Source organism: Glycocaulis abyssi (assembly GCF_041429775.1).
GTDB lineage: Bacteria > Pseudomonadota > Alphaproteobacteria > Caulobacterales > Maricaulaceae > Glycocaulis > Glycocaulis abyssi.
Window position 1 is genome coordinate 85,355 of the sequence record NZ_CP163422.1, and the last position, 12,582, is coordinate 97,936.

Sequence of the window (12,582 nt, forward strand, 5' to 3'; positions counted from 1 at the left end):
CCTCCCCTAGCTTTCGCTATTGATGAAGGCGGTGATCTGTTCGAGCGGCATATATCCGCCCGGCAGACGCCGGCCGTCCTCAAACACCATTGTTGGTGTCCCGCGCATGCCAAAACTCGACGCGAAGGAGGTGTTGGCCGCGATCACGGGGCCATATTCTGCAGCGCATTCAGCCTGCTCGCGAGACACAGACACCGTACCGCTGGCGTACATGTCGTCGGCAGCCTGAGACCTGTCCTCGGCGCAAAGAACCAGAGCGGCGCGTGCGCCCCCTCCCCGGCCAAGCCAGTCCACGTAATATTCGCGAACCTCAAAATCCGTCGCGCGGACCAGTTCATTGTGCAGGCGCTGGCAATAAGGACATGTCAGATCGGAGAAGACGTGCAGGACGGGCAGGCCCTGTCCGCCATTATGAACCACGGCATTCTCCACCGGCAGCGTCACCTCGACACTGACTACGGCCTCCCCGCCGCGCCCCGGCGGAACCGCAGGAGGCTGAGCCCCCTGCCCGCCAGCTACGCGATCCGGGCCGCCGTTGCGCACCTGAGCGTCACCGGCCAGAAGATTGGCAAACCCCACGACCGCCTCCCGGCGCCGTGCTGTAACATCCTCTCGCGCTTCGAGATCGTAGATCGAGCCCGTGTAGGCATACCCCCGGCGCGGATCTACATAGAAGATCCTTTCGCCCGCGATCACCTCGCAAAGACCCGCCACGGCCTCGCAATTGACACTGGTGACAGCAATCCCTGGAAGGAGCCCTTCCACCTGGGAAATCGTCATTTCAGCCGCCCTGCCGTCCGACCGGGACAGATGGGCCACAGTGAGCGCAGCGGCCGCTGTTGACCCCAGAACCGCGATCAGGACCGCTGCACCGGCGTACAGAATTTTCTTGTTGGGTGACTTCATGCCTCTAGCTCCCTTTAGCGAACCACAACGCCAGAAAGGAACACGATCTCGACATCGATCCCCGTCGGCATTTCAATAACCGGCTGATATTGTTCAGCCCTCTGGATGTAATACTGGGCGAGCTGGCTGGCTGCGCTCGACACGCCAGACCCCGCCGAGCTGATGGCAATATCCGAGGCGCTTGGCAGTTCAGCGGCGCCCGTAAGCCCACCCAGCGTGCCTGGCTGGCCAACACGGCTGAACGCATTGCCAAGCCCCTGCAGCGTGCCCGCGATAAGCGCGCGCTCAGTCAGATCGCCCTCACGGCTAATGACGCGCCCGCGTACACCGGCCTTGCCGGCAAAAACGACATAGCCTTCCACGCTGGACTCCGACACGCGGCCCGACCCGTCATTTACCGGGCAGGTCATGCGCTGCAGGCGCACATACACGCGCTCAGACGACAATTCGCCGTAAGCCGCCCCGTTAACGAGACAGCCTTCGATATCAGTCTCGTAAACCTGCCCGCCTTCAATGGCCGAGCGTGCCTGCCCGCTTATTCGCAATAGCACCGGCTTGGGATCTGACGAGAAACTGGTCCCTGTCGCCGCATCCACACCCACCAGTACACGCGCCGACGCATAGGAATTGGGCGGCACGTAATTGTTAGGGTCGCGGATCACGGCGCGTTGAAGGGAGGCGGACTCTCCTTGTGTCGCTGTTGAAAACACAACGGAATGCAAAGCCCGTCCGCCGGATGTCTCAAGTCCCGCTGTCGAACTTCCGCCTGCCCGTGAAGAATCCGCCTCCACAACACCCCTTTGACGGAAGGGGTCCGGTTCGGAGCCCTGCCCCGCAGTGCTCCAGCTCTGGCTCGAAGTCGCACTCGCAGTTGACCGCGCATTGGCTTCATCCAGCGCCGCGCCGAGCTGCTCGATGATCGCGTTGGCTTCTTCCTGGATTTCCTCATTCGCCTGACGCTGAGATTCCAGATCACGCCGGAGCTCTTCATTCTCCCGCGCCACACCATCACGCTCTACGCGTATCGATCCGAGCTGCTCTTCCACTGTGCGCAGCCGGCCTTCATAGATCTCGAAATGCGTGCGCTCGCCTACGGGTTGCCGCGCAAGGTCCGTCATGCTCGCACTCGACGGCGGCATCGCACTTTCCATGCGGGAAACCGGATCGGAGTTGTTGCCCGAGAGGACGAACCAGATCCCGGCTGCCGCCAGAACAATCACTATCAAGCCGACCAGCAGCTTGCGACGGTGCTGGCTTCGCGTGTTCTCGTCAGCCATCAGCGGGCCTCCATCACTGTGAAGACACGTGCGCGGCCGCCAGCCGGTATCTCGTCCAGGCTGGAGACCACCGCGAGAACGGCCACATCAGCAAACGCCTCATGTCGAATATCGACATTGGCTGCAGTGATGTTCGAGAACTCGAAAAAGCGCGCTATCAGACCGTCGCGCTCCACATCACCGATGATTGAGAGGCTCACGCCTTCGGAAATGATTTCAGGGCGGCTGCGGCGCCCCTGCGGCGACTGGCCTGCCGCCCATACGGCAAACTCGACTATGCGCTGTGCGTGAACCTGAGCGCGGCCAGCGCGCGCAGGAGCCTGTCCACCCTCAGAGCCGATACCCGAAATGAAAATCTGCGCGGCTGGCTGATCCGCCAGCGTAAAGAGCGCCTGATAGGTCGCACCACGTTCTGTCGTGATGAAGGCACTGATAACCTGTCCAGGGCGGCCTCCGGACACCACGCCATACAGATCACCGGTCGCGTCATCTCGCTCCCAGTTGATGACGGGGCCACCGGCCTCGCCATTCTGGGCCGATCGTACCCCGGCAACGCGATCACCATCAAAACTGATCCGCGTCACTTCGCTGGTCGACAGAGTGGCGGGAAACCGCTCTCCATCTGCCAGCCGGAAATGGCTTTGACCCCACTCCCGGCCGTGATCTGGAACCTGATCGTCCGCCAAGCTCGAAAATGTGAAGATGACGGCGGCGATACATGCGCCAACCAGGGCCCATGCCAAGTTCTCAACCCGCAGCATGCGCGCTCTCCTTTATCTCAAAATCCAGCTCGATGATCTTGGCGCGTGGCGCCAGCGCCCAACGCGCGGCGTACGTCACTTCGAAGTCGCCATTACGGCCTCTCACCGATCCGCTGATGCTGATCAGAAGCCGTGTCTGCGATCCGGCGTAGCGATCCATGCCCCGCAGGTGAAAATGGTCGCCACGGCCTTTCATGGCGCGAAGAACCGATACGTTCCGCTTTGCCTTATTGCTCATCGCCGGCATGGCGAAGTCAGGCGACAACTGGCCAAACAGTTCATGACCGAGTTGGCGCATCTCCTGCTCGATCTGCTTCTGTCCGAGATCGAAGGTTTGAAGCTCGCTCATCGGTCGTCATCCTCTACAATCCGGCGACGACTGCGCGACTCGCTAAGCCGCGAATCCCGCGCGTCGATCCGTGCAAATTCGATCAGGCGCAAGGACAGACCATCCAGCCGCCATTCCGCTGCGAACACAGCGTTCTCACGTGAGATCCGCTCGTCCCCAACATAGGTTTCGAGCACGCCGTGGATTTCCGAATAGGATTGGGAGCTTTCCGTGTAGAGCTCTACCGGATGGAAGACCGTAGACGTATTTGTCTCGATCCGATTCACCCGCTCCTCATTGAGCCGGCGCTCCATATCGCCATAAACCGAGGAATGAACCAGCCGCAGTACGGCCCGCTCGAAATATGCGCGATTTCGCGGATGGCGATTAAGAAACAGGCCCGCAACATCACGCGTCACCTGCTCTAGATACTCACGGCTAACGGTCCCACTGGATACGTGCATATCAGAGGTGAGCGTCGGCACCAGGATCACATCCTGACGCGTATTCATCAGCGCCAGCGCCATCATCCCGTTGCCTACTGCAAGGGCGCCCACCAATACGCTGGACACTACCAGCTGGCGGGTCATCGACCGGAGTTTCTTGGCGGCCGCTTCCTGTTTCATCACCCTACCCATTCCCTGATCACTGAATCGGGTGAGCGGCGAAGACGCACCATGTGCGCCGGCAATACCCAGTACAGCGATGCAATAAGATTTCGGATGGACAGGCCGCGCTTGGCGCGCTTCCAGACATTCCAGCTGACCACAAACGTCACGATGCCTGTGATTGGCATTCCAAATCCGAACCCGATAACCAGGCACCCCGCCAGAAGCAGGAATTCATCTATCGTGAAGATCAGGAACCGATCCGGTTCGTCGAGCATCTGGTATAGTCTGGTGCCAGCCATGGCGCGCCCCGTCCCGAGCGCGCAGCGCTACCAATCCAATCCGGTTATGGGCTTTCACTCCCGGTCAGATTCCAGCGCTGCGCGCTGTCTAATCAGATGACCGCCGAAAACATTCCCGACACGAGGCCGGGTCCGAAGCTTGCCAGTCCGGCCAGAGCAAGACTTCCGAGGATAATCATCACGTTGAAGCGCACCACGCACATCACGACGGCGACCATCAGCGCGATAAGCGCCACCAGATTGCCGAGCGAGCCTTCCAGCCAGCCCGTAATCATCAAGATGAAGTCCTGGAATGTGCTGTCTGTCCCGCCCGCAAGCGCCGGTGCCGTAGCCAGTACAAAGCTACCTACCGCCAGCAACCCGGCCATGACGGCCATTTTCCCAAGGTTGCAAGAGAAATTCTTATCGTTCTCCAAACGACCGATTGACATGATTGATCACCCCGTCAAGATTCCTGAAAAAAGCCAAGCACGGCTTGAGCTTATTCATTCCCATTCCTGTCAGAGCAGATCAATCACTAATGAGTCTCTATTTGGGCGATGTAATGCGCGTATGTTTTATGTCTGTCGCCTGACGGGCGACCTTTCTCTAATCAGCTCTTAATGCTTCTTAACCGGGTTGAGTGTTATTGCGCTTCTTTCGTTAATTTTTCGAGATTCTGCGACCCATTCCGGGCGATTATCGTTCCGTCGCTTTAATTTTTGTCGCCTCAGCAAGCATTGTTACCTTACATCTTATGGCTGCACATGCGCTCCTTTCCATTAATCATTGTAGCGCGCCATGTAACGGGCTTGTTCAATTGCGCTTCAGATGGCAGACCAGCCTAATTACAGGCCTTTATTAAGTAGAGTACATATTATAACTTCTTGCAGCCTGCATAACCATATTGTAACAATCGCCTGACATACAATGTACTAAACTATCAAGCAGTCAAATCAGTCCTTCTTTCATCCAACCGAATGCACAGCTAAGCGCTTGCCCGCATCAATCCCTGTCGCTAGCGTTTTTGAGAGGGATTCGCAGAGGGGACATCATGCAAAATCTCATCGTGGCCGACACGTCTGAAGTTTCAGTGGAATCTCTGTCGGCCATAAGACTCGACCGCCAGATGCGGCAAATCACGATCGTCCATCAGTTTCTGAAATGGAGGAACGTTCCTAGCAAAAACTATGACGAGGTGCTGGGCTTCGACAAAAAGACTCTGAGCAAGCTGAAAACCGGCGACACGAAACTTGCCGCACACCATCAGTTTTCGATATCCAATGGCCTTCAAATGCCCTGGTGGTATATCGAACTCCTCACGGACATCCCCATGTCTGATGAGCAGTTATATCAATTATATTCCGATGCAGATTGGTTTAAATCCATGCTGCCCAAATTCTTCCTGATACCAAAACATCTGCGCGATCAGCATTTTCAAACACTGCATGCTGCCTGGCACCATCATATAAACGCGCTTAAACTTCAATCATTAGCGCTCGATGCCACGATTTCTACAAATACATAGTGTTTGGCCTTCTAATCGCCCAGTGTGAGCGTCAGGAGGATCCGTCTCGCGATGACGGAACGCTCACAGCGCCTGCCATACAGACCGCCCTGCAACTACGCGCACTCACTGGCGCCATTACGGCTGCTCATGGTCTTGTTGACGGGCTCAATACGATCCTCACCGAGGCATCCCGTGCGCCGCGGTTTACGCGTTTGCCTGCTACCCTACCCCAGCTCCAGGCGCTCCGCTCAATCTTGGCCTGGTCCCGATCCCTTTTCTTCATCGCGGCGCAACTGACTGAAACCAATCAGGCGCTCCATGAGCTCGATTGCCCATCTGGGCATATAAGCAGTTATGCCGCGCTCTTGCGTGCGCGCATCATCCTTTCCGGCAAAGCGTTTGTTGGCGGATTTCGCGCCGTAGACCCCGAAAACCTGATCATTCATCCAGACAAGAAATTCCTGACTGAAACGGGCATGTGCATTCTCGGGGATGCGGCGATCATCAATGCCGCGTCAGACGTGCCCGACGGTCTCTCAGAATGCCTGATCATCGATCAGCTCAACGCTGCTTTGGACGCCCAACAGACCGCCAGCTTGCTCATTCGTGAGCTTATTCCGTCGCTCTCCCTCAAACGGCTGTCCAGTATCCACTCAAGGATGGCAGAAAACCCGGCGATCTTCGGCCGGCTGCCCCCTGGTTGCGATCCCCTCTCCCCGATCGCGGGATAGAGAGAAAAATGAGGGACGAGAGATGCTTATTCAGCATCTGATGACAGGAGAATAGCCCATGTCCGTTACCCTTGTTCCGCTCAAGCAACTTGTCGTGTGCCAGTCCAATATCCGCTCTCGGCCCTACACGCCGGAGAGTGTCGCAGCTCTTGCCGCCTCGATCGAGAAAAGAGGCCTCTTGCAAGCCCCGCTTGGCTACCGCAAGAGCAAGAAACAGGTTGCCCTCGTCGGTGGTGGCCGCCGCCGCGCCGCCCTGCTTCTGCTCGACAAAGAAGGCCGCATGCCGGACTCCCTCAAATCCGGCATTCCGGTCAATTTGCGTGAGGGCACCCAGGCCGAACACCTCGCCGCTTCCTATGACGAAAACATGGAGCGCGTCGATCTCTCCCCGGTGGAGCAGTTTCGTGCTTTCCAGAGGCTCCGCGATCAGGGCCTGAGCGTTGAGGCTATTGCTATCGAAATGAACGTCACCCCCCGCATGGTGCGGCAGCGTCTTTCCTTATCCACTCTGCATCAAAGCATCCTGGACGCTTTTGAAGAGGGCCGGTTCGGTATCGATATCCTGCAGGCTTTCACGGCAACCGAGAACACCGAGCGCCAGCTCGAAGTGCTCAATGAAATGCTCAACGCATATTACAAATGGTCCCCTCATCAGCTTCGCCGCGAGTTGGTACGAGACGAAATCACACCGTCCCACAGGCTCGTGAAGTTCGTCGGGCGTGAAGCCTATGAATCAGCGGGAGGTTCGTTCACGGAAGATCTTTTCGATGAAAGCCTGTCCTATTGCGACAATCCCGATCTGTTGACCGAGCTCGCACAAACCAAACTCGAAGAGCATGCCGCCGAAATTGCTGAAGAAGGCTGGAAATGGGTCACGCCGGTAATAACCCTGGTGTACTCCGAGATCCGCGAGTTTGGCCGCCACTATCCCGAAGACCGCTTCCGTGATGAGGCCGCCGCAAAACGTGACGCGGAGATCAGTACCCAGCTGGAATCTCTTGAAGCACGTTTTCAGACCGAGACTGATGACGATGCTCTCGCCAAACTGGGAGAGGAATTTGACGCCCTCGAAAGTGAGCGCGAAACCCTCTCGATCGAAGCCTTTAATGACGATCAAATTGCTCAATCTGGTGTCTACGTCTCTGTCTCCCAGACGGGAGAACTTTCAGTGGAACGCGGGCTCATTCGTCCTGAAGACCAGCCAGCCGCTCCAGAAGCCCCCTCGCCTACTTCCGCAGATAACGAGGAAGCTTCACAGACCGACGGCCATAACAAGGCTTATCGCTTTTCCAATCGTTTGGCCGAGGACATCGACCGCGCACTGCAGGCGGGTATCCAGCACGCCATTATGGATGATCCGAAAACCGCGTTTCTGCTTTCCACGGCTCATTTGGCGAAGATCACCTTCAACCACTCGCGCCGGACGGTCACGATTTCCTCTGAAAGCCCTGCCAACACCGCATCTACAATCGAGGTCATCACGTCCCAGAAGGCCTCTGACCAGTATGATGCCTGGTCGGAACGCCTGAAAAATGCCGAGTGTCTGCTTGAAGAGCTGGCCAGCTGGCCTGAAGATGATGTCAAGGCCCTGCATACCTTCTGTGCCGCACATCTATATGCGCGTTCAACCCACTGGGGTCGCAGTAATAATCCGGAAAGCCACCATACTCTGCGTACCCTTCTTGGCTTCAAGCCTGAGAACCATTTCTCCGCTGATACCGCCCTCTTTGGCCACTTCACGAAGGGTCAGATCGCCACAGCCTGCGGTATCATGGATTCAACGATGGCACCTGTTACGAACGCCAAGAAGTCGGACATGATACCCCTAGCGGTCAAGCTGGCCGCCAAGACCGGATGGCTCCCATCCGCTTTCACCGATGAAACTGGCTACGGGCTCATTGCGCCGTCGCCAGCTCGTGAAGACGCATAGACGCTTCAAGAGCTTTAGGAAGGGCGGTTTGCGTTTTCTCCTGGCGCAAACCGCCCTGCTTTATGTTTGCAACTGCCCAAGATTCCATCTGATATGAGAGTCGGTCGATGGCACCCGCGTTTCCGTTTCCAATGTGCCGCGCCGGTAACTGTGTTGCACAGGGTACCCGGCGTCTACCAAGTGCGTCCGGGTTGACTATGGCACCAGTAATGGCCATAGTTGCCATTGTTCCCATTGTTCCCATTGTTCCCAATGTGTGGCGTTGTTGGCGGTGTTTCCAATGTGCGACGGCCTGCCCCGTATTAAACACCGCGTACATTGTTGCCAATGGACGACGCTGCCAACATTGTTACACTCTGTTAACTCTGTTGTGTCAGGTTCCCGCCGTTATGTGGCGTAACCAGCGTCCCACCATGTTTCCATGAAGGAGAGCGTCTAATGCCTCATAAGGTCATCAGTATCGCCACATCAAAGGGTGGCGCGGGCAAGACAACGCTTTGCATTTGCCTCGCCAGCGCATTCGCCGAGCAGGGTGGGAAGATTGCACTTGTCGACACCGATCCCCAAGGTTCGCTGACTTCCTGGGCCGAGAAAGCTGATCTGCCCGAATCCATATCGGTTTTCTCGGAATCTACTGATGAAAACCGCGTCATCGATCTCATTGAGGCGGCGAGCAAAACTCATCATCTGACCATTGTAGACGTGCAGGGAACCGCCAACACGCTAGCTCACACAGCCATGGCCTTTTCCGATCTCGTAATCATCCCCATGAAAGCATCGGAATTTGATGCAAGAGCTGCATTCGATACTCTCACGGCCGTGAGAGCGGTTGCGCGCAGCCGCCGCAGTGACATCGAATTCATGCCGGTGCTCAATTGCCTTTCGCCTGCCATACCATCGCGAACCGCGCAGGCCATTCGAGAAGGGTTCGAACAAGCCGGAATTGCCGTCCAGACAGGGCTTTCTGACAGAGAGGCATTCAGGTGCATCTCAGCCTATGGGGGCTCTCTGTTCGAGCTCTCTGACAGCCAAGCACCCGGTCTAACCAAGGCCAAAGCGGAAGCACTCGATTTTGCCAGCCTGGTCGCAGACAGGTTGGGCATCTCACAAACGCGGGCTGCATAGGGGAGGGCGATATGGTCGAGAAACCCAAACTCACGTTCTTTGAAGAACCACCGGCTAAAGAGAAATCTCCGGCGATAACGCGGACACGCGAGGAAGTCCTCGCTGCTACCCAGGTGATGAACAAGACACGAGGCATCACGCCCGTGAAGCCGCGTTCCAAATCCGGGCCGGTTCCAAAGGAACGGACCCGAACAGATCGCATCACAGCCCGCACCTATCCCGAGCATTCGGCCGTAGCGAAATACCTCTTTGAAAAACACCGCGCAGCTGGGCCCGTCCTTGAAGCTGCCATTCTTCAGTTCGCACGGGACGTGATCAAACGAGGCAGTATCAATGACCAGCTCCTATCCGAGCGCCAGATTGCTGATCTCCAAGCCCTTGTCGATCAGGCGCTCGCCAATAATTAGTGATCTTACATAGACCGCAAAAGGCATATTAAACAACAACTTATAAAATGTACATTTCGCTTGAAAGAAACATAGGCTCGTGCTACATCATTGAACGTCAACGCATACGTTGACCATCCCACTTGGCCGGGCTACTAGCCCACCCCCGTAAATCGGTGGCCCGGCCAATATCCTTTCCCGGTCCAGCCGTATCGTTCGACCTCTTCACCGCCCGAAAGGGAAAAAGGGGAGGGGTCTTCCTGAAACTTTTCAGGAGAAAGACGATGCACCAACAATCCCCGCTATCGCGTGCTGCCACATTATTCGCTGGCACGCCCATAGAGAGACCGCTATCGCGAGCCTCTATCAACGAAACCATGGACACAACCCATGAGTTTGGCAGGTGGGAATGGCGCGACGCTTACGACGCTATCGAAGCTGCCACTGTGCTGCGTATCCTGGCAAGCAATCCCTCCAGCTCCGTGGCTGAACTTCTGACTATCGCCACCCAGCTCCAGCACTGGAAGCCCACACAGACCATACGTTCCATTGCCAGTCAGTCGCGCGAACTCTTTTCCACCCCTCCCATATTGGCAGCTGCGGCCACTGCTCTACTGAATACGCGCACAGACATGCGTGTTCTGGAGCCTTCGGCCGGCAACGGCATGCTGGCAGCTTTTGCAGGCTTGAAAGGCGCCGCGCTCACGCTCAACGAGCCTAATGCTCAGTCACGTTCAATTCTCAAATTCCTCTTCCCCTCAGCCGAAATAATGGCTGCTGATGCCGCCGTCCTTGACGCGTTGACCGCTCCGGACGGGCGATATCACCGGGCCATCATCAACCCACCCTTCGCTCATGCCGAACGTCATCTGAAGACCCTTATGTCCTGCCTTGATACCGAAGGTGTTGCCGTCGCCTTGCTGCCAGCACGATTGACGGACGCCAAGGCATTGTCTGCCGTCCTGGGTGACCGGGCAGAGTGTGACGTTCTGTTGAGTCTCGCTCCCAAGCTCTTCGCACACGCAGGCGTCTCTACCGCTACTGCTCTGGTGCGCTTGATCAAACGCGCTCCGCAAAGGCTCCCCGACGTTCAACCTATCGCCGACTATGACGAGCTGAAAACTACCGTTCAGGACATCCGCCGCGCTTCCAATGCTCAACCAGGCGCGGCTCCATCCAATACTCCAGATTCAGGACAACTTGGTCTGGATCTCGGCCAAGGCTCTGCCACCCGCACCTCCAGAGTCCGGTCCTTCGGCACATTCCGTCCTCCGCTTCCCGGAAAACCCCTGCAATATGGCACCACCGAGCCTCAATCTGCCCAGCCAGCCGGAGACTCTGCCATCTTCGCGCGATACCGCCCCAGCCGTGTGGCTCTCGAAGATGCCAAGCCTCATATCACCCCGCTTGTTGAAACGTTCTCCATGGCATCCGTGCCAGCGCCCAAGCCTACCTACCAGCCGTGCCTTCCCGCCCGAGTAATCAAGTCAGGCATACTCACCGACGCCCAACTGGAATCCATCATCTACGCAGGTCAGGCACACGAACGCTTCATTCCCGGAGCCTATCTGCCCAATGAAAGCGCTCTTGACGTCAATGAGCACCCTGAAGGCCACGCCTATCGCTATGGCTACTTCATCGCCGATGGCACCGGAGTAGGGAAGGGGCGCGAAATCGCCGGCATCCTGATGGACAATCTATGCCGCGGCCGCACCCGTCACCTCTGGATTTCAGAAAGCGCCACCTTGATAGAAGACGCCCGGCGAGACTGGACCGCTCTTGGTGGCCGCGCCCATGAAATCATCGATCTCAAAGCTATCTCGGCCAACGACGATATCTCCAACGTCGAAGGCATCCTCTTTGCGACCTATGCAACACTGCGTATGGGCTCCACCCAAGCGCGCCGTGCCCGCATCGACCAGATCATCGAAGCTTTCGGCACCGATTTCGACGGCTTGATCATCTTCGATGAGGCCCATGCCATGGGCTCTGCGATCCAGATCCAGGGCAAGATCGGTATGGGTAAGGCATCCCAAACCGGCCTCACTGGCCTGCGCCTTCAAAACATGCTCCCAGAGGCCCGCATCGTTTACGTCTCTGCCACCGGCGGCTCTCACGTCGAAAATCTGGCATACGCCACGCGCCTCGGCCTGTGGGGCTGTTCGAAGACGCCCTTCGATACCCGTGAAGCATGCCTTTCCAATCTCTCTGCTGGCGGTCCTGCAGCTCTTGAGCTGCTGATGAGAGAGCTGAAGGGCAGGGGACTCTACACCGCCCGTTCCCTCAGCTACGAGGGTGTATCCTATGACCCTCTCTCCCACGACTTCACACCAGACGATATCGCTCTCTGGGATGAATGGTCAGCCGCCTGGACCGTAATCCACTCCAATCTCCAGGCCGCTCTGGAATCCACCGGCATTGTCGATGAAACCAACGCCACCAATTCCAGATCAGCAAAAGCGGCCGCGCTCTCGGCTTTTGAATCCACTAAACTCCGGTTCTTCGGCCACCTGCTTCAAACCATACAATCACCAGCACTCATCCAGGCCATTGAGGAAGACATTTCCAATGGCCTTGCCCCGGTCGTGCAGGTCACATCCACCAATCAGTCCGTTCTCGAACGCAGGTTGAAGCAGGCTGGCGATATGGGCATCGAGAATATCGACATCACGCCCAAAGAATATGTGATCGATTATCTTGAGAACGCCTTCCCCGTTATCAAGCAACAGCCGATTTATG

The 12,582-nt window shown here is 57.0% G+C and carries 12 protein-coding genes and 1 pseudogene; 6 read left to right on the forward strand and 7 right to left on the reverse strand.

All coding sequences use genetic code 11. The features are described 5' to 3' along the window. Positions 1-6: 6 nt before the first annotated feature. The 7 genes from AB6B38_RS14410 to AB6B38_RS14440 all read right to left on the reverse strand — a co-directional run bounded on the left by AB6B38_RS14410 (position 7) and on the right by AB6B38_RS14440 (position 4,550). Positions 7-906, reverse strand: coding sequence for a DsbC family protein (locus AB6B38_RS14410; RefSeq protein ID WP_371395117.1), 900 nt, complete (start codon positions 904-906; stop codon positions 7-9). A gap of 14 nt (positions 907-920) precedes the next feature. Beyond that, positions 921-2,183 carry a TrbI/VirB10 family protein gene (locus AB6B38_RS14415; protein ID WP_371395118.1) on the reverse strand — a complete coding sequence of 421 codons (1,263 nt, stop codon included), beginning with the start codon at positions 2,181-2,183 and terminating at the stop codon, positions 921-923. Next, positions 2,183-2,944: a type-F conjugative transfer system secretin TraK gene (locus tag AB6B38_RS14420; protein ID WP_371395120.1), complete on the reverse strand. Its 762-nt coding sequence runs from the start codon at positions 2,942-2,944 to the stop codon at positions 2,183-2,185. Before AB6B38_RS14420 ends, AB6B38_RS14415 begins: the two co-directional genes overlap by 1 nt. Further along, the gene (locus tag AB6B38_RS14425; protein ID WP_371395121.1) at positions 2,931-3,293 is read right to left on the reverse strand and encodes a hypothetical protein; all 363 of its coding nucleotides are present in this window, start codon (positions 3,291-3,293) and stop codon (positions 2,931-2,933) included. Before AB6B38_RS14425 ends, AB6B38_RS14420 begins: the two co-directional genes overlap by 14 nt. Beyond that, positions 3,290-3,898 (reverse strand): TraE/TraK family type IV conjugative transfer system protein, encoded by a 609-nt coding sequence (locus tag AB6B38_RS14430; protein ID WP_371395122.1) that lies wholly within the window; start codon positions 3,896-3,898, stop codon positions 3,290-3,292. Before AB6B38_RS14430 ends, AB6B38_RS14425 begins: the two co-directional genes overlap by 4 nt. Continuing rightward, complete coding sequence (traL, locus tag AB6B38_RS14435) at positions 3,898-4,182, reverse strand: type IV conjugative transfer system protein TraL (RefSeq protein WP_188452621.1); 285 nt, start codon at positions 4,180-4,182, stop codon at positions 3,898-3,900. The genes AB6B38_RS14430 and traL overlap by 1 nt, the downstream gene beginning before the upstream one ends. Before the next feature lie 92 nt (positions 4,183-4,274). Further along, positions 4,275-4,550, reverse strand: coding sequence for a hypothetical protein (locus tag AB6B38_RS14440; RefSeq protein ID WP_371395123.1), 276 nt, complete (start codon positions 4,548-4,550; stop codon positions 4,275-4,277). A 665-nt stretch (positions 4,551-5,215) separates the two neighbouring features. Between AB6B38_RS14440 and AB6B38_RS14445 the strand changes: the two genes are divergently transcribed. The 6 genes and pseudogenes from AB6B38_RS14445 to AB6B38_RS14470 all read left to right on the forward strand — a co-directional run. Next, positions 5,216-5,689 (forward strand): hypothetical protein, encoded by a 474-nt coding sequence (locus AB6B38_RS14445; RefSeq protein ID WP_371395124.1) that lies wholly within the window; start codon positions 5,216-5,218, stop codon positions 5,687-5,689. Positions 5,690-5,925: 236 nt separating this feature from the next. After that, positions 5,926-6,402, forward strand: coding sequence for a hypothetical protein (locus tag AB6B38_RS14450; RefSeq protein ID WP_371395125.1), 477 nt, complete (start codon positions 5,926-5,928; stop codon positions 6,400-6,402). 58 nt (positions 6,403-6,460) lie between these two features. After that, on the forward strand, positions 6,461-8,332 hold the full coding sequence (locus AB6B38_RS14455; protein ID WP_371395126.1) for a ParB/RepB/Spo0J family partition protein: 1,872 nt from the start codon (positions 6,461-6,463) through the stop codon (positions 8,330-8,332). 438 nt (positions 8,333-8,770) lie between these two features. Next, on the forward strand, positions 8,771-9,457 hold the full coding sequence (locus AB6B38_RS14460) for a ParA family protein (RefSeq protein WP_371395127.1): 687 nt from the start codon (positions 8,771-8,773) through the stop codon (positions 9,455-9,457). An 11-nt stretch (positions 9,458-9,468) separates the two neighbouring features. Beyond that, entirely contained in the window at positions 9,469-9,864 is a 396-nt protein-coding gene (locus AB6B38_RS14465) for a hypothetical protein (RefSeq protein WP_371395128.1), read from the forward strand. 860 nt (positions 9,865-10,724) lie between these two features. After that, positions 10,725-12,188, forward strand: a pseudogene (locus AB6B38_RS14470) (strawberry notch family protein); the annotation flags it as partial. Between the last annotated feature and the right edge of the window lie 394 nt (positions 12,189-12,582).